The following is a 25,071-nucleotide window of genomic DNA, read 5'->3' on the forward strand; positions in this document are numbered from 1 at the left end:
GACGACCGAGCATGCCCCGAGGCATGTGAGGGAGGAGCAACGACGCGATGCGACGCGGATCGGCCGCCGCGGCGACGGGAGGGGATGGGTTCACGTGCTCTCAGCCGCGGCCCAGCGCGCGCAGCAGCCTCGCGCGCGCCGAGGCGAGATCGTACTCCGCCTGCACCACCTGCGCCCCGGCGGAGGTGGCCGCCACCTGCGCGTCGCCCAGCTCGATGATGCTGCCGGCGCCGGCCTGGTAGCGGCCCTCGGCCAGCCGCAGGCGCTCGCGCGCGTTGACCAGCGCCTCGTCGGCCGCCCCGGCGGCGGCGCGCGCGGTCTGCACGCCCTGGCGCGCGGCGTCCACGTCCACGGTGATCTGGATGCGGAGCGCCGCCTCCTGCGCGTCCACGCCCGCCAGGTTGGCGCGCGCCTCGCGCGCCCGCGCCAGCGAGCCGCCGCCCTCGAGCAGGTTCCAGCCCAGGTTCAGCGTGGCCGACCAGTTGAGGCCGTCGGCGTCCGGGCGCGTGCCGGCGTCGGTGACCGCGGTCTGCGCCGAGAGCGTGGGCAGCCACTCGGCCCGCGCGGCGTCGAGCGAGCGCGCCCCGGCGCGGCGCTGCGCCTCGAGCGAGGCCAGCTCCGGCCGTGCCGCGGACGCCTCCGCGACCAGCGGCGCGAGCGGCCCGTCCTCGCCGGGCACCGGCGCGATGGCCTCGTCGGACGGCTCGATGTCGGCGGGCCAGTCCAGGCCGATGGCCTGGGCGAGGAGCGCCCGCGCGTTCTCGTAGCTGTTCTCCACGCGCACCAGCTGGACCTGCGCGGTCGCGCGATCGGCGCGCGCCTGGGCGAGGTCGATGGCGGGGCGCGTGCCGACCTGCACGAACGCCTCCACCTGGCGCAGGTGCGCCTCCTGGTTGTCGAGCGTCTCGCGGGCCACCCGCACCAGCGCGTGCGCGGCGCGCGCCACGAAGAACGCGGACTGCGCGCCGGCCACCACGTCCAGCTCGGTGGCGCGCTCGGTGGCGCGCTGCGCGTCGGCGCTCGCGCCGGCCGCGCGCCAGCGGGCGACCTGCCCGAGATCGACGAGCGTCTGGCTCAGCACCGCGCGCGCGTCGAACGTGCCGCTCGTGCCCCAGCTCGCGCCGCCCGGCTTCCCGGCGAAGTTGTCGGTGGTGCGGCCCAGCCCGGCGCTGCCGGTGAGCTGGGGCAGGAGCGGCGCCCGGGCCTGGTCAGCGCGGGCGAGGGCCGCGTCGGTGGCGGCGCGCGCCGAGCGGAGCTGCGGCTGGTGCGCCCGGGCGGTGCGCACCGCCTCCTCGAGCGAGAGGACGCGCCGGGCCCCGGGCCGGTCGGTGGCCGGCGCATCCGGAGGCGGCGGGGCGGCCTGCCCGAGCGCCAGCGCCGGGGCGAGCAGGAGGAGGGCGGCGAGCCGCGGGACGGTCGTCATTCGAACCTCAGCGCCTGGATGGGATCGAGCCGGGAGGCGCGGCGGGCCGGGTAGAGCCCGAACGCCACGCCCACCAGCCCGCTGAAGCCGACCGCGATCACCACCACGTCGGCGCGGAACATGACCGGCCAGCCGAAGGCCCGGGCCATCCAGAAGGAGATCCCGAGGCCGAGCGCCACCCCCACCACGCCGCCGGCGAGCGAGAGCACCAGCGCCTCGGCGAGGAACTGCAGGAGGACGTCGCGCGCGCGGGCGCCCACCGCCATGCGGACGCCGATCTCGCGGGTGCGCTCGGTCACCGACACCAGCATGATGTTCATGATCCCGATGCCGCCCACGCCGAGCGACACCGCCGCGATGGCGAGCAGCAGCGTGGTGAGCGTGGCGGTGCCCTCCTTCTGCGCGCTCGCGAACTCGGCCAGGTTGCGGATCGAGAAGTCGTCGTCCGCGCCGTCGGCCAGCCGGTGGCGGTCCCGCAGCAGCGCGCGCACCTGCTGCTCGGCGCGCGCGGTCGAGGCGGAGTCCACCGCGCTCACCGCGATGACCCCGGGGATGAGGTTCTTCAGGCCGCCCTGGACCTTCGCGAGGTACGTCGAGTAGGGCACGAACACCGCGTCGTCGAGGTCCTGGCCCATGGGCGACTGGCCCTTGGCGGCGAGCACGCCCACCACCTGGAACGGCACGTTCTTCACGCGGACCTGCTGGCCGACCGGGCTCGCGCCCGCGCCGAACAGCTCGTCGGCGACCGTCTTCCCGAGCACGATCACCTTGGTGCCGGAGTCCACGTCCGAGGGCCCGAACAGCGCGCCCTGCGCCACCGGCCAGTTCCGGATGGCGAAGAACTCGGCGCCGGTGCCGGTCACCGAGGTGGTCCAGTTCAGGTCCTCCGACTGGATCGAGGCGGTGGTGCGGAGCTGCGGCGCGGCGTAGCGCACCGAGGGGACCTCGTTCTGGATGGCGCGCAGGTCGTCCCAGGTCAGCGTGGGCAGGCTCCCGAACCCGCCGCGGGCGCCGCCGGCGGTGGTGCTGCCGGGCAGCACCATGAGGAGGTTCGAGCCCATCGACTCGAACGTCTTCGCCACCTGCGCGCGGGCCCCGTCGCCCAGCGCCACCATGGCGATCACCGCGGCCACGCCGATGACGATGCCGAGCGCGGTGAGGAACGAGCGCATCTTGGAGCGGCGCAGCGCGCGCAGCGCCACGCGCAGGGTCTGGAGCAGGTTCACGCCGCGCCTCCTTCCCGGCCGTCCGCGCCGCCGGCCTCGTCGGCGGGCGGCGGCACCGCCGCCACCGGCGCCTGCCGCGTGTCGGAGCGGAGCTTGCCGTCGCGCATCACCAGCACGCGCGAGGCGTACGCGGCGATGTCGTTCTCGTGCGTCACCAGCACCACGGTGATCCCGGTCGCGCCCAGCGCCTGGAGGATCGCCATCACCTCCACGCTGGTGCGCGAGTCGAGGTTGCCGGTGGGCTCGTCGGCGAGCAGCACCCGCGGGCGGTTCACCAGCGCCCGGGCGATGGCGACGCGCTGCTGCTGGCCGCCGGAGAGCTGGCTGGGGTGGTGGTCGGCGCGCCCGGAGAGGCCCACCTGCGCGAGTGCCTCGAGCGCGCGGCGGTGGCGCTCGGCGCTCGGCGTGCCCGAGTACATCATGGGCAGCTCCACGTTCTCGAGCGCGCTGGTGCGGGAGAGGAGGTTGAAGCTCTGGAACACGAACCCGAGCGTCCGGTTGCGCAGGGCCGCCAGCGCGTCGGCGGACAGGCCGGAGACGTCGTGCCCCTCCAGCAGGTAGCGGCCGCGGGTGGGCCGGTCCAGGCAGCCGAGCAGGTTCATGAGGGTGGACTTGCCCGAGCCGGAGGCGCCCATGATCGCGGTGAACTCGCCGCGCTCGACGGCGAGCGACACGCCCTTCAGCGCGTGCAGCTCGACGTCGCCCATGGCGTACGTCTTCCAGACGTCCTCGAGCTGGATGAGCGGGGTCTCGGCCACGTTCGCGCCCCCTAGAACGGCCCGCGGCGCATGGCCCCGCCGCCGCCGCCCTGCCGCGCGCTCGCGGCGCCGCCGGTCGCGTCGGTGACGACCGCGTCGCCCTCCCGCAGGTCGCCGGAGACGAGCTCGGTGGAGCTCCCGTCCGTGATCCCGGTCTGCACCGCGACCGCGACCGGCTCCCGCGCCTCGCCGCGCAGCACCCACACCGTCCGGCCGGCGTCCGGCCGCGCGCGCGCGCCGTCCCCGCCGCTCCGGTCCGGCCGCGCGGAGCCCCGCGCCCCCTGCCCCGCCGGCGCGGCCGCCTCCTGCGCCTGCGCGCCCTGCGCCGGGCGCTTCAGGCCGGGCGGCGGGCGGAAGCGCAGCGCCGCGTTGGGCACGCGCAGCACGTCGTCGCGCTGCGCGTACACGAACGTCACGGTGGCGGTCATGCCGGGCTTGAGCTTCAGCTCGGGGTTCGCGACGTCCACCACCGCGTCGTAGGTCACCACGTTCTGCACGGTGGTGGCGGCGTTCCGCACCTGGCGGACGGCTCCGGAGAACACCTCGTTCGGATGGGCGTCCACGGTGAACGTGGCGGGCATGCCGGCGCGCAGCCGCCCGACGTCCGCCTCGGCCACGCTGGTGTCCACCTGCATCTTGGCGAGGTCCTCCGCGATGACGAACAGGACCGGCGCCTGGAGCGAGGCGGCCACGGTCTGGCCCACGTCCACGTTGCGCGAGATCACCACGCCGTTGGTGGGCGACACGATGTCGGTGTAGCCCAGGTTCACCTGCGCCTGCTGGAGCGCGGCCCGGGCCTGGGCCAGCGAGCCCTGCGCCGCCTGCACCGCGGCGCGCGCGCCGTCCGCGTTCGCCTGCGCGGTGTCGAGGTCGGCCGCCGCGACCAGGTTGCGCTCGGCGAGCTGCCGGGTCCGGCCCAGCTGCCGGTCGGCGTCCGCCGCCTGCGCGCGCGCCTTGGCCAGGTTGCCCTCGGCCGCCACGGTGTTCGCCTGCGCCTGGGCCACCGCGGCCCGGAACAGCTGCGGGTCGATGCGGGCGATCACCTCGCCCTTGCGCACCCGAGAGTTGAAGTCCGCGCGCAGCTCCGAGATCCGCCCGGACACCTGGCTGCCGACCTGGACGGTGACCAGGGCGGAGAGCGTCCCGGTGGCCGTCACCTTGGCCACGACCCGGCCTCGATCGACCCTGGCCGTCTCGTAGTGGACCTCGCCGGCGCTGCTGGCGGCCCGCCAGCGCCACAGGCCCAGCAGCGCGGCGAGGGCGGCGATCGCCGCCCCGGCGTACATCAGTCTCCGGCGCGTCATGGTGTGCGTGTCTCCCGGGCGGCCGGAGGCCGCGCCGCGTCGTCGTTGCCGGCGCGCGACCCTCCGCGTGCGTCGCGGGCCGGCATCGCGCGCCTCGGGGAGTACCCCCGAAGCGCCGGAAGGTTAACCGGCATCGGGGCGACGCGGGGGCGCCGCGGCAACGGGACGCTCCCACGCTCGCGGTGGTCCGTCCCGGGCGTCGTTTGCGTGCCCCGCCGGGCCGGCGCTATCGTCGCGCTCCCGCCGCCCGCCGCGGGGGTCCGGAGGACCGCGACGCGATGATGGGCCGCCTGCTGCTCACGCTCTTCGAGGCGATGGCGGTCTTCTTCGTCCTGTTCCACCTCTACTCGCGCTCGCCCGCCTTCCGGCCCGCCCGCACCGACTGGCTGCGGCCCCGCGCCAAGCTCTCGCTGCTGCTGTTCTTCACCGGCATCGCGATCCTCGGCACCTACCTCGGCCTCCCGCTCGCGGGCGGCGCCATCGCCAACACCCGCGCCGTGGGCGCGGTCCTGGGGGGCATGCTGGGCGGCCCGGCGGTGGGCGTGGCGGTGGGCCTGCTCTCGGGCGCGCACCGCCTCACCCTGGGCGGCTTCACCGCCGGCGCCGGCGCCATCGCCACCACGCTGGAGGGGCTGATGGGCGGGCTGGTGCACCGGCGGCTCGCCTCGGCCGCGCCGGACCGGCTCATCTCCTGGAAGCTCGCCTTCGCGGTGACCGCCGCGGGCGAGGCGCTCCACATGGGCTTGCTGCTCGCCGTGTCCCGGCCGTTCCACGAGTCGGTCCGCGTGGTGGAGGGCATCGGGGTGCCCATGATCCTGGCGAACTCGGTGGGCGCGGCGCTGTTCATGACGCTGCTGCGCGACCGCCACGAGCGCTACGATCGCCTGGCCGCCGCCACCTCCGCGAAGGCGCTCCGGATCGCCGAGCGGACGCTGGGCCCCCTCGCGCGCGGCTTCGATCGCTCGGTCGCCGGCGAGCTGGCCTCCATCATCCAGGAGGAGACCGGGGTGGGCGCCGTGGCCATCACCGACACCGAGACGGTGCTCGCGTTCGTGGGGCGCGGGTCCGACCACCACCGGCCCGGCCTGCCCATCGCCTCGCCGCTGACCCGCGGCGCGATCGAGCGGCACGAGGTGGTGTTCGCCGACGGCGAGCACGAGCACTACCGCTGCGCGGTCTCGGCGGCCTGCCCGCTCGACTCGGCGGTGGTCATCCCGCTGGTGGTGGACGGCGCGGCCATCGGGACGGTGCAGCTCCTCGAGACCGCGCGCACCCGGTTCCGGCGGCTGAACCGGTCGCTGGGCGAGGGCATCGCCGACCTGCTCTCCGACCAGCTCCTGCGGGCCCGCTTCCACGAGCAGAAGAGCCTGCTCGTCCTCACGGAGCTGAAGCTCCTGCAGGCGCAGGTGGACCCGCACTTCCTGTTCAACGCGCTCAACACCGTGCACGCCGTCACCCGCACCGACCCCGAGCGCGCCCGCGAGCTGCTCGGCCACCTCTCCGCGCTGTTCCGCAAGAACCTGAAGCGCTCCGCCCCGCTCTCCACGCTGGAGGAGGAACTGGAGCACGCCGGCGCCTACCTGGAGATCGAGAAGGCCCGCTTCGGCGACCGCCTGGCGGTCCTCACCGAGGTGGACCCGGCGCTGCTGCGGCTGCGGCTGCCCACGTTCACGCTGCAGCCGCTCATCGAGAACGCGGTGAAGCACGGCCTCGGCGCCACGCTCGGGCAGGCCACCGCACGCATCCGCGCCTACCGCCAGGGCGCCACGGCGGTGATCGAGATCGAGGACGACGCCGGCGCCTACGCGCCGCGCGCCGGCGCCGACGGGATGGGCATGAGCCTGGTGGACCGGCGCATCAAGAACCTGCTGGGCGCGGAGTGGGGGGTCACCGTCTCCTGCACGCCGAGCGCGCTCACGCGCGTGTCGGTGCGGGTGCCGTTCGAGGAGCGTCCCGCGTGATGCGCGCCGTCATCGTGGACGACGAGCCCAACGCGCGGGCCGAGCTGCGCGCGCTGCTCCAGGCCACCGGCGAGGTGGAGGTCGCGGCCGACTGCGGCAACGCGGTCGAGGCGCTGCAGGCCGTGCGGCGCGAGCGGCCGGACGTGCTGTTCCTCGACGTCCAGATGCCGGTGGTGGACGGGTTCGAGCTGCTCGGCATGCTCGACCCCGACGACCTGCCGGCGGTGGTGTTCGTCACGGCGCACGACGCGTTCGCGCTCCGCGCGTTCGAGGAGAGCGCCGCCGACTACCTGCTGAAGCCGGTGGCGCCCGACCGGCTCCGCCGGTCGCTGGAGCGGCTGCGCGCCCGCGCCGGCGTCGCGCGCGCCGCCCCGCCGCTCGCGCCGCCGCTCACGCGCGTGCCCTGCCTCGCCGGCCGCGCCGTGAAGCTGGTCCCGCTCGCGGAGATCGAGCTCGTCCGCTCCGGCCCCGCCGGCGTGCACGTGGTCACCGCGCAGGGCGAGCTGTTCACCGAGCTCACCCTGAAGGTGCTGGAGGAGCGCGGGGGGCTGCTCCGCTGTCACAAGCAGCACCTCGTGAACGCGGATCGCGTGGACGAGATCCGCCCCGGCGACGCGTCGGACCCCGGCGCGGCCGTGATCCGCACCCGCGGCGGGCACGACGTGCCGGTGAGCCGGCGCCACCTGGCGCAGGTGCGCGAGCGCCTCGGGATCTGATCCGCCCCCGCCGGGCCTCGGACCCCTCCGGTCGCCCCCGCCGGGCGACCGGTCGCCGCGCGCCCGACGCCGGTCGCGGGAACGCCCGCGCCGCCCCGCGCGGACGTGGTGCGATGCGCGTCCGCCCGCCATGGCCCACCGAGACGACGTGCGCGCGCTCCCCGAGCCCTACCTCCGCCTCCACGAGGCGCTGGCGCGACACCTCCCCGGCGAGCGGCTCGTCACCGACCCGCTCCGCCGGCTCGCGCTCGGCACCGACGCGAGCTTCTACCGCCTCACCCCGCGCCTCGTGGTCGAGGTCCGGACGGTGGACGAGGTGCGCCGCGTGCTCGCCGAGGCGGCGCGCCTCGGCACGCCGGTGACGTTCCGCGCCGCGGGCACCAGCCTGTCGGGCCAGGCGGTCACCGACTCGGTGCTGGTGCGGGTCACCGGAGGCTGGCGCGCGATGCGCGTGCTCGACGGCGGCGCGCGCATCGCGCTCGAGCCCGGCGTCGTCGGCGCGGACGCGAACGCGGTGCTGGCGCCGCTCGGGCGCAAGCTCGGCCCCGACCCGGCCTCCATCGGCGCCTGCATGGTGGGCGGGATCGCCGCGAACAACGCGTCCGGGATGTGCTGCGGCACCGCCCAGAACAGCTACCGGACCGTGGCGTCGATGCGCCTGGTGCTGGCGGACGGCACGGTGCTCGACACCGCCGATCCGGCGTCTCGCGAGGCGTTCCGCGCGGCGCGCCCGGAGATCGTGGAGGGGCTGCGCGCCCTCCGCGCCGAGATCGAGGCGGACCCCGCGCTGCGCCGCCGGATCGTCGAGAAGTTCCGGATCAAGAACACCACCGGCTACGCGCTGAACGCGTTCGTGGACTTCGAGGACCCGCTCGACGTCCTGCTCCACCTGATGATCGGGTCGGAGGGGACGCTCGGCTTCATCGCGGAGATCACCTACCACACCGTCCCGGAGCACCCGCACAAGGCGAGCGCGCTGGCGCTGTTCGGCGGCGTGGGGGACGCCGCGCGGGCCACCATGCTCCTGCAGGGCGGCCCGGTCGCGGCGGTCGAGCTGATGGACCGGGCCTCGCTGCGCTCGGTCGAGGTGAAGCCCGGCATGCCGCCGGAGCTGGCCGGGCTGCCCGACGGCGCGGCGGCCCTGCTCATCGAGACCCGCGCCGCCACGCCCGCCGAGCTCGGCCCCCAGGTCGAGGCCCTGCTCGCGCGCATGGCGCCGGTGCCCGCGCTCGCGCCGGTCCGCTTCACCGCGGTGAAGGCCGAGTACGAGCGGCTCTGGGACGTGCGCCGCGGGCTGTTCCCGGCGGTGGGCGCGGCCCGGCCCATCGGCACCACCGTGGTGATCGAGGACGTGGCGTTCCCCATCCGCCACCTCGCCGACGCCACGGTGGAGCTGCAGGGGCTGCTCGCCGCGCACGGCTACGACGGGATCATCTTCGGCCACGCGCTCGACGGGAACCTGCACTTCGTCTTCACGCCGGACTTCGGCGCCGAGGGCGAGGTGGAGCGGTACGCGCGGTTCATGGACGACGTCTGCACCATGGTGGCGCGCAGGTACGACGGCTCGCTGAAGGGCGAGCACGGCACCGGCCGCAACGTGGCGCCGTTCGTGGAGCTGGAGTGGGGCGCGAAGGCCACCGGGCTGATGCGGCGGGTGAAGCGGCTGCTGGATCCCGGCGGGCTGCTCAACCCGGGCGTCGTGCTGAACGACGACCCGCGCGCGCACCTGCGCGCCCTGAAGGCGCTCCCGCACGCGCACCCGATCCTCGACCGCTGCATCGAGTGCGGCTTCTGCGAGCCGCGCTGCCCGTCGCGCGACCTCACCCTCACCCCGCGCCAGCGGATCGTCGCCCAGCGCGAGATCGCCCGGCTGCGCGTCACCGGCGAGGACCCGGCCGCGCTCGAGCGGCTGGAGCACGACTACGTCTACCTGGGCGAGCAGACCTGCGCGGTGGACGGCCTGTGCGCCACCGCCTGCCCGGTGGGCATCGACACCGGCGAGCACACGAAGTGGCTGCGCGCGCAGGCCCACGCCGACGGCGGCGCGGCCGCGGACCTCGCCGCCGGACGGTTCGCGACGGTGGCCGCCGGCGCGCGCGCCGGGCTGCGGCTCGCGTCCGCGGCGCACGCCGTGCTCGGCACCGGCGCGCTCGCCGGCCTCACCCGCGGCCTGCACCGGCTCAGCGCCGGCCGGCTGCCGGTCTGGAACGAGGCCACGCCGCGCGCCGCCCGCGCGCCGCGGCTGGACGGGACGCGCCGCGGGGGCGACCGGGTGGTGTACTTCCCGAGCTGCGTCTCGCGCACCATGGGCCCGGCCCGCGGCGACGCGGAGGGCGTGGAGGTCCACGCCGCCATGCTCTCGCTGCTCGGCAAGGCCGGCTTCGACGCGGTGTTCCCGCCCGGCCTGGAGGGGCTGTGCTGCGGGATGCCCTTCGAGTCGAAGGGCTGGCCCGCGCAGGCGGACCGCAAGAGCCGCGAGTTGGAGGCGGCGCTCCTCGAGGCGAGCGAGGGCGGCCGTCACCCGGTGGTCTTCGACACCAGCCCCTGCGTGTATCGGATGCGCAAGGCGGCCGGCGGGCGGCTCGCGATCCACGATCCAGTCGAGTTCATCCAGCGCCTCGTGCTGCCGCGCGTGTCGCTCACCCGCGTGCCCGGGCCGGTGGCGGTGCACGTGCCCTGCAGCGCGGTGAAGCTCGGGCTCGCCCCGGCGTTCCGCGCGGTGGCCGAGGCCTGCGCGGAGCAGGTGGTGATCCCGCGCGAGGTCGGCTGCTGCGGCTTCGCGGGCGATCGCGGGTTCACCCACCCCGAGCTGAACGCCTCCGCGCTGGCCCCGCTCGCGGCGGCGCTGCCGGCCGGCTGCGCCGCGGGGTTCTCCTCCAGCCGGACCTGCGAGATCGGCCTGTCGCTGCACGCGGGCGTGCCCTACCGCCCCCTGGCCTGGTTGGTGGATCGCTGCGCCTCGCCCCGCGCCGCCCGGGGCCAGGACCCACACGCATCACCGGACGCACCCACCGTGAAGGAGATCGCCCGATGAGCTGGACCCAGACGTACACCCCCGTGGCCGGGAGCCTGATCGTCTCGGCCCTGATCGCCGCCATCCCGGTGGTCGCGCTGCTCGGCGCGCTCGCCTTCTTCCACGTGAAGGCCCACTGGGCCGCGCTGATCGGCCTGGTGCTGGCGCTCGGCATCGCGATCGGCGTCTACGGCATGCCCGCGTCGATGGCCGGCGCGGCCGCGCTGAACGGCGCCGCGTTCGGCCTGCTGCCCATCGGCTGGATCGTGCTGAACGCGATCTTCGTCTACGACATCACCGTGCGGACCGGGAAGTTCGAGGTGGTGAAGGAGACCATCGCCGGCCTCGCCTCCGACCGGCGCATCCAGGTGCTGCTCATCGGGTTCTCGTTCGGCGCGTTCATCGAGGGCGCCGCCGGGTTCGGGACGCCGGTCGCCATCAGCGCCGCCATGCTCATCGGCCTCGGCTTCAAGCCGCTCCCGGCGGCCGGCCTGGCGCTCATCGGCAACACCGCCCCGGTCGCGTACGGCGCCCTCGGCACCCCCATCATCACGCTCGCCAAGGTGACCGGCCTGAACGAGCTCGCGCTGTCCGCCATGACCGGGCGCCAGCTCCCGCTGTTCTCGCTGATCGTGCCGTTCTGGCTGGTGTGGGCCATGTCCGGCTTCCGCGGCATGGTCGAGGTCTGGCCGGCCTGCCTGGTGGCCGGCCTGTTCTTCGCGGTCCCGCAGTTCGTGGTGTCCAACTTCTACGGCCCCTCGCTGGTGGACATCGTGGCCGCGGCGGTGTCGCTCCTCGCCATGTACCTGCTGCTGAAGGTCTGGCAGCCCCGGACCGTGTGGCGCTTCCACGACGAGCGCGACGCCGACGCGGCCCTGGCGGCCCGGAAGTCGGTCGGCGCCGCCGCCACGCACCGGGCGCCCACCGCGGCGGAGGGCCTGGTGGCGTGGCTCCCCTGGATCATCCTCTCGGTGTTCGTGTTCGCGTGGGGCCTGCCGTCGGTGAAGGCCTGGATGAACGGCATCTTCAACCCGACCTGGGAGGTGCCGTTCCTGCACAACCTGGTGCACAAGGCGCCCCCGGTGTCGAAGGCGCTCGCGCCCGAGGCGGCGAAGTACAGCCTGAACCTGCTCTCCGCCACCGGCACCGGCCTGCTGCTGTCCGGCGTGGTCTCCGGCCTCGTCCTGAAGCTCGGCCCGGGCGCCTTGCTCCGCACCTACCTCGGCACGCTGAAGCGGGTGCGCTTCTCGCTCGTCACCATCGCGGCCATGCTGGCGCTCGGGTTCACCACCCGCTTCTCGGGGTCGGACTCGACCATGGGGCTCGCGTTCGCCTCCACCGGCCACCTGTTCCCGTTCTTCTCGCCGCTGCTCGGCTGGCTGGGCGTGGCGCTCACCGGGTCCGACACGTCGTCGAACGTGCTGTTCGGCAACCTGCAGGTGGTGAGCGCGCAGCAGATCGGCATGAACCCGATCCTCGCGGCGGCCTCCAACAGCTCGGGCGGCGTGATGGGCAAGATGATCGACGCGCAGAGCATCGTGGTCGCGTCGGTCGCGACCGGCCAGCACGGCCACGAGGGGATCATCCTCCGCTACGTGTTCTGGCACTCGCTCGTGCTCGCCTGCCTGGTCGGCGTGGTGGTGTTCCTCCAGGCCTACGTGTTCACCGGGATGGTCCCCATTCCTCACTAGCCCACGCCCTCCTGGATCCCGCTTCACCGCCGGGCGGGATCCGGGCACAGTGGCTCCGGAGGTCCCGGTGAAGGTCGCGCTGTTCGTGCCGTGCTACGTGGACCAGCTCCACCCGCAGGTCGCCCACGCGACGGTGCGGGTGCTGGAGCGGCTCGGCGTGGAGGTCGTGTTCCCCGAGGAGCAGACCTGCTGCGGCCAGCCCATGGCGAACGCCGGCTTCGGCGGCGACGCCGCGCCGCTCGCGCGCCACTTCCTGGAGGTGTTCGGGGGCTACGAGCACGTGGTGGCGCCCTCCGGGAGCTGCGTCTCGATGGTCCGCAACCACTACGACGCGTTCCTGTCCGGCGCCCCGGGCTTCGATCGGCTCCGGCGCGGGACGTTCGAGCTGTGCGAGTTCCTCACCGACGTGCTGAAGGTGGGCGAGCTCCCGGGCCGCTACCCGCACAAGGTCGGGCTGCACCAGAGCTGCCACGGGCTGCGCGAGCTCGGGCTCGGCAGCCCCAGCGAGCGGATGGAGCCGCGCTTCAGCAAGGTCGGGCTGCTCCTCTCGCGGCTGCAGGGCATCGAGCTGGTCTCGCTCTCACGTCCGGACGAGTGCTGCGGGTTCGGCGGCACGTTCGCGGTGGCGGAGGAGGCCGTCTCCTGCCTGATGGGGCGCGACCGGATCGCCGACCACCTGGCGGCCGGGGCGGAGGTGGTGACCGGGACCGACGTCTCCTGCCTCATGCACCTCGACGGCCTGGCGCGCCGGACGCGGCTGCCGCTCCGGTTCCGGCACGTGGCGGAGATCCTGGCGGAGGCGACCGCGTGACCGGGCACGCCGAGCGCGCCGCGCGCTTCGCGGCCGACGAGCCGCGCGCGCACTGGCACGACCAGGCGCTCTGGTTCGTGCGCCTGAAGCGCGACCGCATGGCGGCGGCGGTGCCGGAGTGGGAGGCGCTGCGCGAGCGCGCCGCCGGCGTGAAGGCGCACGCCCGGGCCCGGCTGGCCGACTACCTGGAGCAGTTCGAGCGCGAGGCCACCCGGCGCGGGATCCGGGTGCACTGGGCCCGCGACGCCGACGAGCACAACGCGGTCGTGCACCGGATCCTCTCCGAGCGCGGCGTCACCCGGGTGGTGAAGTCGAAGTCGATGCTGACCGAGGAGTGCCACCTCAACCCGTACCTGCAGGCGCGCGGCATCGAGGTGGTGGACACCGACCTGGGCGAGCGGATCGTCCAGCTCGCCGGCGAGCCGCCCTCGCACATCGTGCTGCCCGCCATCCACAAGAAGAAGGAGGAGATCGGCGAGCTGTTCCACCGCACCCTCGGCACCGCGCCCGGCGCCTCGGATCCCACCTACCTCACGCAGGCCGCGCGCGCGCACCTGCGCGAGAAGTTCCTGGCCGCGCAGGCCGGCCTCACCGGCGTGAACTTCGCGATCGCCGAGACCGGCGGGATCGTGGTGTGCACGAACGAGGGGAACGCGGACATGGGCACGCACCTGCCCCCGCTCCACGTCGCCTGCATGGGCGTGGAGAAGATCGTCCCGCGGCTCGCGGACCTCTCGGTCTTCCTGCGCCTGCTGGCGCGCTCCGCCACCGGCCAGCCGGTGACCACCTACACCACCCACTTCCACGCGCCGCGCCCGGGCGGCGAGCTGCACGTCGTGATCGTGGACAACGGCCGCTCGCGCCTGCTCGCCGAGGAGGAGTTCCGCGGCGCGCTGGCCTGCATCCGCTGCGGCGCGTGCATGAACACCTGCCCGGTGTTCCGCCGCAGCGGCGGCTACAGCTACGCCTGGACCATCCCCGGCCCCATCGGCTCGGTGCTCGCCCCCGGGCGCGATCCGGCCGCGCACGGCTCGCTGCCGTTCGCGTCCAGCCTGTGCGGCTCCTGCGACGCGGTCTGCCCGGTGAAGATCCCGCTCCACGACCAGCTCCTGGCCCGGCGCCGCGAGGTGGTGCGCGCCGTCGGCCAGCCGCTCGCGAAGCGGCTGGCGATGCGCCTCGGCGGGTGGATCCTCGGGCACCGCGCCCTGTACGAGCTGGCCGGGCGCCTGGCGCGCCTCGCGCTCCGGCGCCTCCCGCGCGCCTGGCTCTACGGCCGCTGGAACGCGTGGGGGCGGCAGCGCGAGCTGCCGGCGGCGCCCGCCGAGAGCTTCCGCGATGCCTGGCGCCGCACCCGGGGAGGCGGCCGTGGGTAGCCGCGAGGAGATCCTGGCCGCGCTCCGCCGCGCCGCGCCGCCCGACCCCGGGCTCCCCTCCGAGCCGGTGCGCGGCACGCCGTACGCGGACCTCGCGCGCCAGCTCGGCGAGGCGGTGGTGGCGGTGGGCGGCGCCTTCCAGCGGGTGCCGGACGCGGCCGCGCTGCGCGAGGCCGTGGCGGCGCTCGCCGCGCGGCTCGAGGCCCGCCGCGTGGTGTCGCGGGTCCCGGAGGCGGGCGCGGGCACGCCGGGCCTGGCGGAGGTCGCCGATCCGCACCAGCTCGAGGGCATGGACCTGGCGGTGCTCCCGGGCCGGTTCGCGGTGGCCGAGAACGGCGCGGTGTGGGTGGCCGGCGAGGACCTCGGCCACCGGGCGGTGTTCGTGATCGCCCAGCACCTCGCGCTGGTGGTCCCAGCCGCGGAGATCGTGAACGACCTGCACGAGGCCTACGCGCGCATCCGCTTCGACGGCCCGGGCTTCGGGCTGTTCGTGGCCGGGCCGTCCAAGACCGCCGACATCGAGCAGGCGCTCGTGATCGGCGCCCACGGCGCGCGCTCGTGCACGGTGTTCCTGGTCGGCTGAGCGCCGCGTCCCGGTCAGCGGCCGCGCGCCCGCCGCGCTCCGCCGCCCAGGTACGCCGCCACCGCGCGCCAGGTCTCCTCGAACTGGCCGCGGGTGAAGCCGGTCCCGGAGGCCAGCCAGTCGAAGTGCGGCGGCACGTGGCGCGGCTGGCCGAAGTGGCCGATGACGTCGAGGTGATCGGCCCAGACCGCGCGGATCACGTCGCCCCAGACCTGGCTGCGCGTCGGGACCATGCCGTCGTTCGCGCGCGCGTCGGGGATGCGCCCGTAGGCGAGCCGCAGCGGCCGCGCCTGGACGATCGAGAGCGGCGGCTCGCGGTCCAGCGGCGTGCCGGAGGCGATGCGGTAGAGCCCGACGTACATGGCGTGGGTGGCCTGCGCGTACGGGCCCAGGCCCGCCGCCAGCACCGAGCGCAGGCCGGGCGGCCGCGCCCGCGTGATCACGCAGCCGTAGCGCACCCCGGGCCGGTCCTCGGTGGTGGCGTTGAACACGTCCATGGCGGCCGGGCCGATCTGCGTGACCAGGTCCTGGTCGTCGCCGAGGCTCGAGAAGAAGTCCTCGATCTCGCGCCGGCGCTCGCCGGAGAAGTCCGCCAGCAGCTCCGAGAAGAGCTGCTCCACCACGCCGCTGGGCGGCGCCGCCGGCCGGCGCAGGAACGCCGCCAGCCGGAGCGCGGCGCCCGCGGGCAGCCGCCCGGCGCGGAGCGTGTACATGGTGGCGAGGGAGAGGATCTTGAGGACCTGCTGGCCGAGCAGGTTGTTGAAGAAGTGCGCCACCGGCGTGCCGTAGTGCGGCGCGGACACCGTCACCACCGACCGCACCGCGCGCGCGCACCGCTCCACGTCGGCGTCGGTGGGGAGCGACACCTCCGGGCTGAGCAGGAGGCGCACGTCCAGCCCGCCGCTCGAGTGGCCCACCACGCTCACCTCGCCGCCGGGCCCGTCCAGCACGCGCGCGACGTCCTCGGCCAGCAGGGCGGCGCGCTTCCGCAGCGTCGCCGTGGGCGCGGTGCGCACCACCCGGATCTCGCCGTCCAGGCCGTGCGCCGGGCCGATCTCGGCGAGCAGATCGCGCACGTGGCCGAAGTAGGTGAAGTCGCCCAGGTTGGCGAACCCGAAGAACCCCGGGACGAGCAGGACGTGGTGACGCGGGGCCACGGGCCGAGTCTACGCTCGGTCCGCCGCCCGCGGGCCAGGACTTCCGCGGGTGCGCCGAGCGCGTGCGCGCCCGTGTCCGCGCCCGGCTGCCGCGCCGTATGATGCGCGCCCGGAGGCGAGCGATGGACGTGAAGCAGGTGTTCGACGGTGCGGCGGCGCGCTACGACGCGCTCCGCCGGCAGCTCATCCCGTGCTTCGACGGGTTCTACGGCGCGGCGGTGGACCTGCTGCCGTTCGAGGAGGGCCGGCCGGTGGGGGTCCTCGACGTGGGCGCCGGGACCGGGCTGCTGGCGGAGCAGGTGCTCGCGCGCTTCCCGGCCGCCGAGGTGACGCTGCTCGACTTCTCGGACGAGATGCTGGACCGCGCCCGCGCGCGCTTCGCCGGCCGGTCTGCCCGGGTGACGTTCCGCACCGGCGACTACCTGCGCGATCCGCTCGGCGGCCCCTGGGACGCGATCGTGTCGGCGCTGTCCATCCACCACCTCTCCGACGGCGACAAGCGGGCGCTCTACGCGCGCGCCGCCGCGGCGCTCGCCCCGGGCGGCGTCCTGGTGAACGCCGACAACGTGCTCGCCGAGGACCCGGCGGTGGCCGCGCGCGACCGGGCGCTCTGGATCCGCGCCATCCGCGCGAGCGGGCTGGCCGAGGCGGACCTCGAGGCGGCGCTGGAGCGGACGCGGGTGGACGTGCTCGCGCCGCTCGGGCTCCAGCTCGGCTGGCTCCGGGGGCTCGGCCTCGCCGAGGTGGACTGCGCGTACAAGTGGCACCACTTCGCCGTCTTCTCCGGCCGGCGTCCGGTCACGGACGGGTGATCTTCTGCTGGCGCGGAGGGGGTGAGTGATGCTTACATCAGCGCCCTTTCCAAGGAGGTCCGCGTGAACCGCAACACCGTCATCGCCCTCGTCGTGGGGCTCGTGGTCGGGTTCCTGATCGGCCAGCTGGCCTCGAGGCGGGATCAGGTGACATCCGTCCCCGTGGTCGCCGCGCCCGCCGGCACGCCGGCGATGCCGCCCGGCGGGATGGGCGGGCTGCCCGCGCCGATGCCCTCGCCCGGCGCCAGCATGGACCTGCAGGCCCGGATCACCGCCGCCGAGCAGATCGTCGCGAAGGACCCCAGGAACGTCCGCGCCTGGATCCAGCTCGGCAACGACTACTTCGACTCGCGCCAGGCGCAGAAGGCGGTCGAGGCCTACGGGCGTGCGCTCGAGCTCGAGCCCAACACCCCCGACGTCCTCACCGACCAGGGCGTGATGTACCGGGACCTCGGCAACTTCGACAAGGCGATCGCCAACTTCAAGAAGGCGAACGAGGTCGATCCGAAGCACGTGCAGAGCCTGTTCAACCTCGGCGTGGTCTACCTGCACGATCTCCAGGACGCGGACAAGGCCGCCAAGGCCTGGAACCAGGTGATCTCGGCCGCGCCGACGAGCCCGCAGGCGCAGCAGGCGCAGCAGGCGCTGACGCAGCTCAAGGCGAACCCGCCGCCGCCGAGGAAGAAGTAGCGGGAGCCCGCCGCACCGGCCGGGGCGCCGCGACCGCGGCGTCCGGCCGCGCGGGGGCGGGCAGCGCGGCGTCCAGCCGCGCGGGGCTGGGCAGCGCCGCGAGGTGGCTTATGCTCCGGGGGCATGCACCGCGCCCTCCTGCTCGTCGCCGCCCTGCTCGCCGCCGGTTGCCACCCGCGGCCGTCCGCGTCCACCCTCGTCGCCCAGCCGCTCGCGCCCGGGCGCGCCTGGATCAGCGCCGTCGATCGCGGTCACCCGCTGGTCGGGCGCATCTGGGACGTCCGCGCCGGGCGCTTCGCCGACGAGGCGACGCTCGAGGCCGGGCTCGCCGGCGCGTCGTTCGTGCTGCTCGGCGAGACGCACGACAACCCCGATCACCACGTGCTCCAGGCGCGCCTCGTGCGCGCGCTCACCGCCGCCGGCAGGCGGCCGGCGATCGCGTTCGAGATGCTCGCCACCGAGCAGCAGCCCGCCATCGACGCGGCGCTGGCGCGACCGGGGGCGACGCCCGACGACGTGTCGCGCGCGGTGCGCTGGGACGAGAGCGGCTGGCCGCCGTTCGAGACGTACCGGCCGGTGTTCGCGGCGGCGCTCGACGCCGGCCTGCGCATCGAGGGCGCGAACCTCCCGCGCGCGAAGATCCAGGCCGCGGCCCGCGGCGGCGTCCAGACCCTCCCGGCGCCGGTCCGGGCGCGCATCGAGCGGCAGGGGCCGCTCCCCGAGGCGGTCGCGCACGAGATGCGCAAGGAGATGGCGGAGTCGCACTGCGGCGCGCTGCCCGAGTCGATGCTCGACCCGCTGGTGATCGGCCAGCGGGCCCGCGACGCGCAGATGGCCGAGTCGCTGGCGCGGATCGGGGCCGCCGGTGCGGTGCTCATCACGGGCTCGGGCCACGCGCGGACCGACCGCGGGGTGGCGTCGTACCTCGATCCCGGCGCGAAGGTCGCGAGCGTGCTGTTCCGCGAGGTGGTGCCCGGCCGCGACGAACCGGCCGCCTACGGCGCCGACTACGCGGGGCGCCTCCCCTTCGACTGGGTGGTATTCACGCCAGGTGAGAAGCGGCCCGATCCCTGCGCCGAGCTCCGCGCCCACCTGAAGGCGAAGCCTGCCGCGAAGCCGGCCGCGCCGACTCCGCCGCCCGCCACGCCGTGACCGAAGCCCGGGCGCGCTCGCCGCCGCTCGCGGCGAAGGTCGTTGAAGAGCGTCGCGCGCCCGACGATTCCCTTCGGAAGGATCGCGTCGAAGTCCGTGTTCGGGTCGAACACTTGCTTGTCACTGAACACAAAAGGTGAAGGATGAACGAGTACCGAACGGCCTTGCGCGCCTGGAAGGCAGGCTTGCGCGATGCCGTCTTCCCGGCGGGAACGTATTGGATGCGCGCCGGGCACGACGTCGCGTGCGCGGCGGCTCCTTAGCATGCGGTGTCCTGACCACCGCCGGGACTCTGGACTCGCGCGTTTGCGACGGCTGGCCGCGGGCCCGGTGCGTCCAGGCCGGCTTCGGATGCCAGACTCACAGCGTTCCCTGCCCATCACTGCGCGATTCGTCCCGGTGTTGGTCCACTTCCGGGATGCGCTGTAGCTCGCATCAAACCGGAAGCGGTGACCAGACCGCGATCGCAGTGACGCGCCCGGCCTATTGCTCTGGGTCGGGGCCTTCAACGTTCCCTCATTTTCGCCAGGACCATCGACCGGAGTAGGTTGGCCAAGTCGTTCCGCTCCGCCACTATCGCGACCAGCAAGGCAGGACGGGCGCCTGCTGTGGAGATGAAGTACTCGCACCCTTCGCTCATCTCCACGTGCCAAGTGGTCACGACGGACAGCGCGTCGAGATCTTCGACCACTTCATCGACCAAGTCGTGAACGGTCTCAGCATGGGGTCCGACGCAGCAGATCTCTGCGCTCCCCATGCGAACGAGCTCGCCCGCCAACGACGGCGCGCGGAGAGCATCGGCGTCCTCAATTGCCGGCAGCATCGCGGCACACGGACCTGATACCTCCGGTCCGACTTCAGCCAGCGCCTCTGGCGCAACGATCGCCAAGGTTCTAGCTCCGAGAGTGAATCGCTCCAGCATCTCCTCAGAACTTCACGATGCGGAGGTGATTCACCAACTCGAACTCGGGGCCACCTTGCTTGCTATCGGTGAGCTCGGAACCGGCCCAGGCCGGAGTCATCAGGTGCTCGTGCTCCCTTCGCCCCCGCAGCCGCTCGAGCCTCCGAACCAGCACCTCGAGACCCTCGTCGTCGAGACAGAGAGCCACCCCTGCGCGGCCGGGTTTGTCTCCATCTCGCAACTCCACTGTGAGCAACATCATCCCCCTCACATGTCGAACTTCTTCTTGTCGAAAGGTCCTGAGTAGTCCTTGGGGCGATTCACATCCACGTGCGGCGGCTCGCCGAAGCTGTTTGCCTCGTCGATGTGATACGAGCGACCGGTCTTGGGATTGACCTGACCCCCGAAAACTAGGCCACTCCCGCTGCAACCTCTACGCTGTCAGTGGAGGTCGCATGAAGGTCAAGAAGTACTCCGAGGAGCAGATCATCGGGGCGCTGCAGGAGGCCGACGCCGGCGCGAAGGTTGAGGACGTTTGCCGGCGGCTCGGCATCAGCAAGTCACCTTCTACCGGTGGAAGGCGAAGTTCTCGGGTCTGCAGGTGAGCGACGCGAAGCGGCTCCGCCAGCTCGAGGACGAGAACCGCCGCCTCAAGACGATGGTCGCGGACCAGGCGCTGGACATCCAGGCGCTGAAGGCAGTACATGATGCGGAGCAACGCCGAGCACTTCCACCCGCCGGACGAGCTTCTCCCGCCGCTCCCCCCGAAGTAGGCGCGGATCCGCGGCTACCGGCGGGCAGCCGAGGCGCAGCTCCTGGCGAGGTACTGCATGGCGCGCCTCGTCGAGAACACGACCCTCTGGCCGGAGCTCACCGACGCCAGGAAGGACTCGTTCTGGAAGCGCCCCGACGGGGACCGGGAGCGCCTGTGGGGTCCCCGCCTCGACCTGGCCGCCGCGATGACCGAGTTCGACGAGGAGCTCATCCGGCCCGACGATCCCTGACGGCCAAGCCTCGCGCCTCCTCGGGATAAGGCGATGAGCGTGGACTCCCCCGCGCTCGTCACCCGAGGAGATCACCATGAACGTGAGCGCGGGCGTGTACTTGCGCGTCAGCACGGACCGTCAAACGGTCGACAACCAGCGCGCCGACCTGGACCGGCTCGTCCGCGCCCGTGGCTACGAGCCGATCGTCTACGAGGAGGTCGAGAGCGCCGCCAAGGCGAGGCCGGTGCTCGATCGCCTCCTGGCCGACGCCCGCGCCGGCCGGCTCGCCGCCGTGGCGGTGTGGGCGCTGGATCGTCTCCACCGCTCGATGATCGGCGCTATCCAGGTCGTCCTCGAGCTCGACCGGCTGAACGTCCGGGTCGTGTCCGTCCGCGAGCCCTGGCTCGACACCGACAGTCCCGTCCGACCCCTCCTCGTCGCCATCTTCGGCTGGGTCGCGGAGCAGGAGCGGACGAGGCTCATCGAGCGCACCAAGGCGGGGCTCGAACGCGCCCGACGAGCAGGCAAGCGCGTTGGGCGACCGCCCGCATCTTCCGTTCTGCTCCACGCGGCGGGCGACCTCGTTGCCGCGGGCGTCTCGGTCGCAGAAGCAGCGCGCCGGAAGGGGGTCGCGCGTTCGACGTTGCAGCGCTTCCTCCGCCGCCGGTAGGCTGGCCCCCGGCATGTTCAAGGTCACGAGGCTCTCGGACTACGGTGCCGGTACCCCCGCGGTCGCCCGCCTCGGCCCCGGCGTCCACGACCTGGTGAAGTTCTCGAGGCTCTCCGAGGAGAACCGCGACAAGGTCTGTTCGTGTGCCTGGGACGTCATGCAGGTCCTCGTCCCCGCCCAGCGGCTCGCGCACGAGGTCATCCAGGAGTTCGACGAGATCGAGGCCGGGATCCAGCGCGAAGGGATCTCTGTGCAGTCAGGGGCCATCGAGGTGCCGAGCGCGCTCAAGCTCGACAAGGTCTCCGACTTCATCGTGCGCGCGAAGAAGGTGCTCGCGCGGGCGATGGAGCTCGTCGAGCTGTTCTGGGGAAAGCGGTTCGACGCCGCGCACTACCACAAGGTCCTCGAGTGGGCTCGTGCGGACCTCGGTCCTGATGCGCCCCTCACGCGGCTGCTCGAGGATGACCAGAAGTGGATCAAGCACATCATCGACCTTCGCAACGAGGAGGAGCACCCCTCTCGCAAGGGTCCGTTCGTCAGGAACTACGACGTCGACGTCTCGCCGAAGGGAGGCGAGGTCTCTCGGCCTCGCTTCTTCGATGGCACCGACGTGCGGAGTGCGTTGACGGTGTTCAGCGAGAATCTCCTCACGTTCGTGGAGGAGCTCATCGCCCTTGGCGTCATGCACACGTTCACGTTCCCGCAGCTCGCGATCGCCGAGATCTCGGTCAAGGACCGCGATCCCACGCTGCCGGTCCGGTTCCGGGTCGTGCTGAACGACGAGGCGCACCGGCGCTTCGTCGCCGGGACCAAGGCGCAGGAGACGACGGAATCACGCCTGCCCGAAACCCCTCCCCCTCGGGATGCTGGAAAGCCGAAGGGGTAGCGCCTACGTGCGGCGAGCACGACGCCTGCCCGAATCCGGACCCTTTTGGCCTGGGCGGGTTTGCGAAGTCCGAGCGCGCCTACACGACCCGTCGCTCCTTGCCCTCGATTCGTAAGGTCACTCGTATCGAACGCCTCGAGCGTCGCGCCCGAGTCGAACCGAACGACGAAGCCCCCATGCGCCGCAGCGGCCGCGTCCGTGAGGGCTACCGGTCCGCGTCGGGATCTATAGGCAGTCACCCGTCAGGACGCAGACGGCAGCCGTCCATGCAAGGGGTGCGACTAGGGCCGCGACTCCTCCCACGATCACGCCAGCGGCGATCCGACCTCCGATACCCCTTCTCCGCGAAGCAAGAACCCCAACAAACGCCCCGAAGCTGGGTAGGCCCAGCCCGAAGGCGAGCCCGACGAGCTTCATGGCTCGCGAAGAAGCGTTCCATGAGAACCCGCTCCACCCGGCGATTGCACCTCCGATCGTGAGTGCGAGAATCGTTGCGCACAGGACAGCTAGAGGTGCCCACCGGCTTCGATCACGCAGTATCGCCGATGCCACAGCCACACCGATGACCGACACCAGGTAGATCACTCCGATGACGCCTGCCAGTGGGTCGCCGCTCCAGGCTCTCAGCACGAGTGCACCGCCTTCCGTGTGGGTCCTACTTGCTCGGCGCCGGACGCCAGGCGGAATCATCCGCCTTCTGAACGCCGAAGTAGGAGGCCGGCAACGGCCGATCCCATCCAGGAGCAGAGACCGGGGGCGGTGCGACTTGTGCCCCGGCCGCGTTGAGGAGACCGCTCACATAGGAGTTGCTGTTGTATGACTCGCGACCAGGGAAGAAGAAGTAGGAAGCATCCCCCTTGTACGCCGAGTCGAGAGACAACAGAGCCGAGATGAACTGATCGTCGCTCTTGTACTGCGGAGGTACGGCGATTTGGCTATGCGTGTCCGGATGTGGTGTGGCGTCTTTCTCTCGGTTGGGCGCATTCTTTAGCCTCATTGCGAGGTCAGGCCCGGCTCCGAGAGTCATGGTCAGCTTCCCATCCACTTCCTTGAACCGGCTGTCATTGCGGTACGCATCTTGGTTCTCGGGAGTTATCCGAATGGACGTGTGGAATGACTCCTTTGTGACGCTGTGCCATTGCAGGTCTACTTCTTTGACCGAGGGGTCGACGTACTTGTACGGGTTGTTCCACACGTATGCGTAGCGGTTCCAGCTCTGCGGGTTCTCCGGGTGAATGCCGGCAGGATCAGGAGAGACGAATCTCCCGATCTGCGGCCAGTACATCCGCGCGCCGTAGTCGTGGAACCCGGTCCCGGGGTCGTAGACCCGGCCGTTGTACTGGCGGTCGCCCATCGCGCCAGAGTGCGAGAGCTCCTCACCCCATGGCTCGTAGTCGATCCGCGCGACGACGGCGCCCCCAGCGTTCGTCCGCGCAAGCACGCTTCCAAGGGTATCGGTGTGATACCACTCTCGCTCGTTGCACGGCGGTGCGCTGGAGCTCAGGCACCCCTGCGCTGCCACGAGCTGGTTGCCTAGGTAGAAGTACTCGCGCAACCTCGTTCCATCAGGAAGGGTCTCTACCCCACTCATCACCTATCTGCGTGAGCCGCTGCTCGTCGGGATTGCCGAATGACGTATGGCAGGACCATTTCACGGTGACATCGGATGGCCCGCGCTGAACCTCGACCCGCGTGCAGTTCCCGGTGAAGTACAGGTCGACGACGCATGCGCCCGGGGCGTCGCAGGCGTTCACGTCGGGCCGATAGCCCCTTGTCGATCGAAAGATCCGGCCGAGGCTGTCGAACTCTTGCCTCTCGCCCACCTCTCCAGACGCCACGTCGAACGGGTAGGACTTGAACCAGGGGCGACCCATCGAGTCGTACCGGGTGTTCGTTTGCACGCCCTCCGAATCGAGCGACGACATCTCCCGGCCCAAACCGTCCAAGCTCGTCGTGACCGAGTAGGGAAGGATGGCTTCGACCACCAGCGACATCGCGCTCAGTGAAGTAGTCTGGGACACTCGGAGTGCGTGTGTCAATTGTCCACGTTCGACGGCCCGGCGGGTTGCGCGCAGGCTGGCGTGAATGCCGGGGATTCACGGTAAGTCAGGAACGGGCCGGTGCGCCGCGCCGGTCGGCGGTGCCGTCGATCGAGCACGGGCGGCGCCTCTGAACGCATGTGCGCGACATCACGTTCGAGCACCGAAGCCATCACCACGATCGAAGTCGAGCTCCTCACGGATCACGGAAACAACGCGGTCCTTCGCCTGCCTGGGCGGAAGTTCCCAGGAATCCTCGTGCAAGTGGATTCCTCGAACGCTCTCGTCGAGACGGTCCAGGAGGCGATGTCGGCGATCGAAGCCGGCCAAGCGAAGGACGCCGTCGAGATCGTTCGGGGGCTCGCGGTCGAGCTCGAAGAGGCCCAAGCGAGGTACGAGGCGGCACCGTCAGCCCACGGCCTGGCGAAGCCGTAGTGAAAATGAGATGCGCGTGCAGCGAGCGCGCGACCGGGTGGCCGCGCAGAGCCGTCGATGCATCGACCGGCCCGCGCCCTTCAGTCGTCCCCGCCCACCAGCGCGGCCAGCTCGCGGTAGAGCAACGCCTCGTCGCCGAGGTTCACCTCCACCAGCCGCCGCAGGTGGGCGATGCTGTCGAGGTCGATCCCGGTGCACCGGATGCCCACGTCCTCGCCGTCGCGGTGCGCGATCACGCCGTCCATGCGGATGAGCGTGTCGCCCTGGTCGAGCTGGATCACGAGCGCGCAAGGCTCGCCGGCCGCGCCGGGGAACGCGGCCGGGACCTCCACCCGCGCGCCCTTCAGCGAGACGTCCTGGACGCCGCAGCCGACCCGCGCTGCCCCGGCGCGCAGCTCGCCCGGCCGGTGGAACGCGATGCGCGAGAACCGGCGGCGCTCGGGCTGCCCTTGCACGCTGGCCATGGACACTCCCCCCTTCCGCG

The 25,071-nt window shown here is 72.9% G+C and carries 25 protein-coding genes and 2 pseudogenes; 15 read left to right on the forward strand and 12 right to left on the reverse strand.

The window, feature by feature from the left end:
• Positions 1-100: 100 nt before the first annotated feature.
• Genes ANAEK_RS15370 through ANAEK_RS15385 form a run of 4 tightly spaced genes read right to left on the reverse strand, consistent with a single transcriptional unit; the run spans position 101 to position 4,711 of the window.
• Positions 101-1,423: a TolC family protein gene (locus ANAEK_RS15370; protein WP_012527054.1), complete on the reverse strand. Its 1,323-nt coding sequence runs from the start codon at positions 1,421-1,423 to the stop codon at positions 101-103.
• Positions 1,420-2,649, reverse strand: a complete 1,230-nt coding sequence (locus ANAEK_RS15375; RefSeq protein WP_012527055.1) for an ABC transporter permease — start codon at positions 2,647-2,649, stop codon at positions 1,420-1,422. The genes ANAEK_RS15370 and ANAEK_RS15375 overlap by 4 nt, the downstream gene beginning before the upstream one ends.
• Complete coding sequence (locus ANAEK_RS15380; protein WP_012527056.1) at positions 2,646-3,407, reverse strand: ABC transporter ATP-binding protein; 762 nt, start codon at positions 3,405-3,407, stop codon at positions 2,646-2,648. The genes ANAEK_RS15375 and ANAEK_RS15380 overlap by 4 nt, the downstream gene beginning before the upstream one ends.
• An 11-nt stretch (positions 3,408-3,418) precedes the next feature.
• The gene (locus ANAEK_RS15385) at positions 3,419-4,711 is read right to left on the reverse strand and encodes an efflux RND transporter periplasmic adaptor subunit (protein WP_049778398.1); all 1,293 of its coding nucleotides are present in this window, start codon (positions 4,709-4,711) and stop codon (positions 3,419-3,421) included.
• Positions 4,712-4,989: 278 nt separating this feature from the next.
• Between ANAEK_RS15385 and ANAEK_RS15390 the strand changes: the two genes are divergently transcribed.
• The 7 genes from ANAEK_RS15390 to ANAEK_RS15420 all read left to right on the forward strand — a co-directional run bounded on the left by ANAEK_RS15390 (position 4,990) and on the right by ANAEK_RS15420 (position 14,859).
• The gene (locus ANAEK_RS15390) at positions 4,990-6,672 is read left to right on the forward strand and encodes a sensor histidine kinase (protein ID WP_012527058.1); all 1,683 of its coding nucleotides are present in this window, start codon (positions 4,990-4,992) and stop codon (positions 6,670-6,672) included.
• A complete protein-coding gene (gene btsR / locus ANAEK_RS15395; RefSeq protein ID WP_232288233.1) occupies positions 6,672-7,388 on the forward strand; it encodes a two-component system response regulator BtsR in 717 nt (238 codons plus the stop codon). The genes ANAEK_RS15390 and btsR overlap by 1 nt, the downstream gene beginning before the upstream one ends.
• A 130-nt stretch (positions 7,389-7,518) precedes the next feature.
• A complete protein-coding gene (locus ANAEK_RS15400) occupies positions 7,519-10,422 on the forward strand; it encodes an FAD-binding and (Fe-S)-binding domain-containing protein (RefSeq protein ID WP_012527060.1) in 2,904 nt (967 codons plus the stop codon).
• The gene (locus ANAEK_RS15405; protein WP_012527061.1) at positions 10,419-12,092 is read left to right on the forward strand and encodes an L-lactate permease; all 1,674 of its coding nucleotides are present in this window, start codon (positions 10,419-10,421) and stop codon (positions 12,090-12,092) included. Before ANAEK_RS15400 ends, ANAEK_RS15405 begins: the two co-directional genes overlap by 4 nt.
• Positions 12,093-12,141: 49 nt before the next feature.
• The gene (locus ANAEK_RS15410; protein WP_232288234.1) at positions 12,142-12,903 is read left to right on the forward strand and encodes a (Fe-S)-binding protein; all 762 of its coding nucleotides are present in this window, start codon (positions 12,142-12,144) and stop codon (positions 12,901-12,903) included.
• Complete coding sequence (locus ANAEK_RS15415; RefSeq protein ID WP_012527063.1) at positions 12,900-14,276, forward strand: lactate utilization protein B; 1,377 nt, start codon at positions 12,900-12,902, stop codon at positions 14,274-14,276. The genes ANAEK_RS15410 and ANAEK_RS15415 overlap by 4 nt, the downstream gene beginning before the upstream one ends.
• The gene (locus ANAEK_RS15420; RefSeq protein ID WP_012527064.1) at positions 14,269-14,859 is read left to right on the forward strand and encodes an LUD domain-containing protein; all 591 of its coding nucleotides are present in this window, start codon (positions 14,269-14,271) and stop codon (positions 14,857-14,859) included. The genes ANAEK_RS15415 and ANAEK_RS15420 overlap by 8 nt, the downstream gene beginning before the upstream one ends.
• A 14-nt stretch (positions 14,860-14,873) precedes the next feature.
• Here ANAEK_RS15420 and ANAEK_RS15425 read toward each other — a convergent pair whose 3' ends face one another.
• Positions 14,874-16,016 carry a triacylglycerol lipase gene (locus ANAEK_RS15425; protein WP_012527065.1) on the reverse strand — a complete coding sequence of 381 codons (1,143 nt, stop codon included), beginning with the start codon at positions 16,014-16,016 and terminating at the stop codon, positions 14,874-14,876.
• Positions 16,017-16,138: 122 nt separating this feature from the next.
• Between ANAEK_RS15425 and ANAEK_RS15430 the strand changes: the two genes are divergently transcribed.
• The 3 genes from ANAEK_RS15430 to ANAEK_RS15440 all read left to right on the forward strand — a co-directional run bounded on the left by ANAEK_RS15430 (position 16,139) and on the right by ANAEK_RS15440 (position 18,670).
• Positions 16,139-16,828 (forward strand): class I SAM-dependent methyltransferase, encoded by a 690-nt coding sequence (locus ANAEK_RS15430; RefSeq protein WP_012527066.1) that lies wholly within the window; start codon positions 16,139-16,141, stop codon positions 16,826-16,828.
• 63 nt (positions 16,829-16,891) lie between these two features.
• Positions 16,892-17,518 carry a tetratricopeptide repeat protein gene (locus ANAEK_RS15435; protein ID WP_012527067.1) on the forward strand — a complete coding sequence of 209 codons (627 nt, stop codon included), beginning with the start codon at positions 16,892-16,894 and terminating at the stop codon, positions 17,516-17,518.
• A gap of 123 nt (positions 17,519-17,641) precedes the next feature.
• Entirely contained in the window at positions 17,642-18,670 is a 1,029-nt protein-coding gene (locus tag ANAEK_RS15440; RefSeq protein ID WP_012527068.1) for a ChaN family lipoprotein, read from the forward strand.
• A gap of 505 nt (positions 18,671-19,175) precedes the next feature.
• On the opposite strand, the gene ANAEK_RS15445 is transcribed toward ANAEK_RS15440, so the two are convergent.
• The 3 genes and pseudogenes from ANAEK_RS15445 to ANAEK_RS23690 form a co-directional block, all read right to left on the reverse strand.
• Complete coding sequence (locus ANAEK_RS15445; RefSeq protein ID WP_198137437.1) at positions 19,176-19,592, reverse strand: hypothetical protein; 417 nt, start codon at positions 19,590-19,592, stop codon at positions 19,176-19,178.
• A gap of 4 nt (positions 19,593-19,596) precedes the next feature.
• A complete protein-coding gene (locus ANAEK_RS23685) occupies positions 19,597-19,833 on the reverse strand; it encodes an Imm32 family immunity protein (RefSeq protein ID WP_369734490.1) in 237 nt (78 codons plus the stop codon).
• Positions 19,834-19,838: 5 nt separating this feature from the next.
• Positions 19,839-19,964 (reverse strand): annotated as a pseudogene (locus tag ANAEK_RS23690) (polymorphic toxin type 37 domain-containing protein); the annotation flags it as partial.
• 62 nt (positions 19,965-20,026) lie between these two features.
• On the opposite strand from ANAEK_RS23690, the pseudogene ANAEK_RS23380 reads away from it, so the two are divergent.
• The 4 genes and pseudogenes from ANAEK_RS23380 to ANAEK_RS15465 form a co-directional block, all read left to right on the forward strand.
• Positions 20,027-20,268: pseudogene (locus tag ANAEK_RS23380) on the forward strand (transposase); the annotation flags it as partial.
• A 133-nt stretch (positions 20,269-20,401) separates the two neighbouring features.
• On the forward strand, positions 20,402-20,575 hold the full coding sequence (locus ANAEK_RS23385) for a hypothetical protein (protein ID WP_012527070.1): 174 nt from the start codon (positions 20,402-20,404) through the stop codon (positions 20,573-20,575).
• A 76-nt stretch (positions 20,576-20,651) separates the two neighbouring features.
• Positions 20,652-21,227 (forward strand): recombinase family protein, encoded by a 576-nt coding sequence (locus tag ANAEK_RS15460; protein ID WP_012527071.1) that lies wholly within the window; start codon positions 20,652-20,654, stop codon positions 21,225-21,227.
• Positions 21,228-21,240: 13 nt separating this feature from the next.
• On the forward strand, positions 21,241-22,113 hold the full coding sequence (locus tag ANAEK_RS15465; RefSeq protein ID WP_012527072.1) for a hypothetical protein: 873 nt from the start codon (positions 21,241-21,243) through the stop codon (positions 22,111-22,113).
• Between the two features lie 655 nt (positions 22,114-22,768).
• Here ANAEK_RS15465 and ANAEK_RS22650 read toward each other — a convergent pair.
• The 3 genes from ANAEK_RS22650 to ANAEK_RS23035 are packed head-to-tail and all read right to left on the reverse strand — an operon-like array spanning position 22,769 to position 24,325.
• Positions 22,769-23,668: an RHS repeat domain-containing protein gene (locus tag ANAEK_RS22650; protein WP_012527073.1), complete on the reverse strand. Its 900-nt coding sequence runs from the start codon at positions 23,666-23,668 to the stop codon at positions 22,769-22,771.
• A 10-nt stretch (positions 23,669-23,678) separates the two neighbouring features.
• The gene (locus tag ANAEK_RS15475) at positions 23,679-24,107 is read right to left on the reverse strand and encodes a hypothetical protein (protein WP_012527074.1); all 429 of its coding nucleotides are present in this window, start codon (positions 24,105-24,107) and stop codon (positions 23,679-23,681) included.
• A 41-nt stretch (positions 24,108-24,148) separates the two neighbouring features.
• On the reverse strand, positions 24,149-24,325 hold the full coding sequence (locus ANAEK_RS23035) for a hypothetical protein (protein WP_157376703.1): 177 nt from the start codon (positions 24,323-24,325) through the stop codon (positions 24,149-24,151).
• Between the two features lie 91 nt (positions 24,326-24,416).
• Here ANAEK_RS23035 and ANAEK_RS23040 point away from each other — a divergent pair, with 91 nt between their 5' ends.
• Complete coding sequence (locus tag ANAEK_RS23040) at positions 24,417-24,587, forward strand: hypothetical protein (RefSeq protein ID WP_157376704.1); 171 nt, start codon at positions 24,417-24,419, stop codon at positions 24,585-24,587.
• Positions 24,588-24,667: 80 nt separating this feature from the next.
• Here ANAEK_RS23040 and ANAEK_RS15485 read toward each other — a convergent pair whose 3' ends face one another.
• Positions 24,668-25,051: a PilZ domain-containing protein gene (locus ANAEK_RS15485; RefSeq protein ID WP_012527075.1), complete on the reverse strand. Its 384-nt coding sequence runs from the start codon at positions 25,049-25,051 to the stop codon at positions 24,668-24,670.
• Positions 25,052-25,071: the final 20 nt, after the last annotated feature.

Source organism: Anaeromyxobacter sp. K, assembly GCF_000020805.1.
Lineage (GTDB): Bacteria > Myxococcota > Myxococcia > Myxococcales > Anaeromyxobacteraceae > Anaeromyxobacter > Anaeromyxobacter dehalogenans.

Excerpts from the sequence above, each read along its gene's own strand:
- ANAEK_RS15370 (WP_012527054.1), bottom strand. The coding sequence starts at position 1,423 with ATGACGACCGTCCCGCGGCTCGCCGCCCTCCTCCTGCTCGCCCCGGCG.
- ANAEK_RS15385 (WP_049778398.1), bottom strand. The coding sequence starts at position 4,711 with ATGACGCGCCGGAGACTGATGTACGCCGGGGCGGCGATCGCCGCCCTC.
- ANAEK_RS15390 (WP_012527058.1), top strand. The coding sequence starts at position 4,990 with ATGATGGGCCGCCTGCTGCTCACGCTCTTCGAGGCGATGGCGGTCTTC.
- btsR (WP_232288233.1), top strand. The coding sequence starts at position 6,672 with ATGCGCGCCGTCATCGTGGACGACGAGCCCAACGCGCGGGCCGAGCTG.
- ANAEK_RS15400 (WP_012527060.1), top strand. The coding sequence starts at position 7,519 with ATGGCCCACCGAGACGACGTGCGCGCGCTCCCCGAGCCCTACCTCCGC.
- ANAEK_RS15405 (WP_012527061.1), top strand. The coding sequence starts at position 10,419 with ATGAGCTGGACCCAGACGTACACCCCCGTGGCCGGGAGCCTGATCGTC.
- ANAEK_RS15430 (WP_012527066.1), top strand. The coding sequence starts at position 16,139 with ATGGACGTGAAGCAGGTGTTCGACGGTGCGGCGGCGCGCTACGACGCG.
- ANAEK_RS15440 (WP_012527068.1), top strand. The coding sequence starts at position 17,642 with ATGCACCGCGCCCTCCTGCTCGTCGCCGCCCTGCTCGCCGCCGGTTGC.
- ANAEK_RS15445 (WP_198137437.1), bottom strand. The coding sequence starts at position 19,592 with ATGCTGGAGCGATTCACTCTCGGAGCTAGAACCTTGGCGATCGTTGCG.
- ANAEK_RS23685 (WP_369734490.1), bottom strand. The coding sequence starts at position 19,833 with ATGATGTTGCTCACAGTGGAGTTGCGAGATGGAGACAAACCCGGCCGC.
- ANAEK_RS23385 (WP_012527070.1), top strand. The coding sequence starts at position 20,402 with ATGGCGCGCCTCGTCGAGAACACGACCCTCTGGCCGGAGCTCACCGAC.
- ANAEK_RS15460 (WP_012527071.1), top strand. The coding sequence starts at position 20,652 with ATGAACGTGAGCGCGGGCGTGTACTTGCGCGTCAGCACGGACCGTCAA.
- ANAEK_RS15465 (WP_012527072.1), top strand. The coding sequence starts at position 21,241 with ATGTTCAAGGTCACGAGGCTCTCGGACTACGGTGCCGGTACCCCCGCG.
- ANAEK_RS15475 (WP_012527074.1), bottom strand. The coding sequence starts at position 24,107 with ATGTCGCTGGTGGTCGAAGCCATCCTTCCCTACTCGGTCACGACGAGC.
- ANAEK_RS23035 (WP_157376703.1), bottom strand. The coding sequence starts at position 24,325 with ATGGCTTCGGTGCTCGAACGTGATGTCGCGCACATGCGTTCAGAGGCG.
- ANAEK_RS15485 (WP_012527075.1), bottom strand. The coding sequence starts at position 25,051 with ATGGCCAGCGTGCAAGGGCAGCCCGAGCGCCGCCGGTTCTCGCGCATC.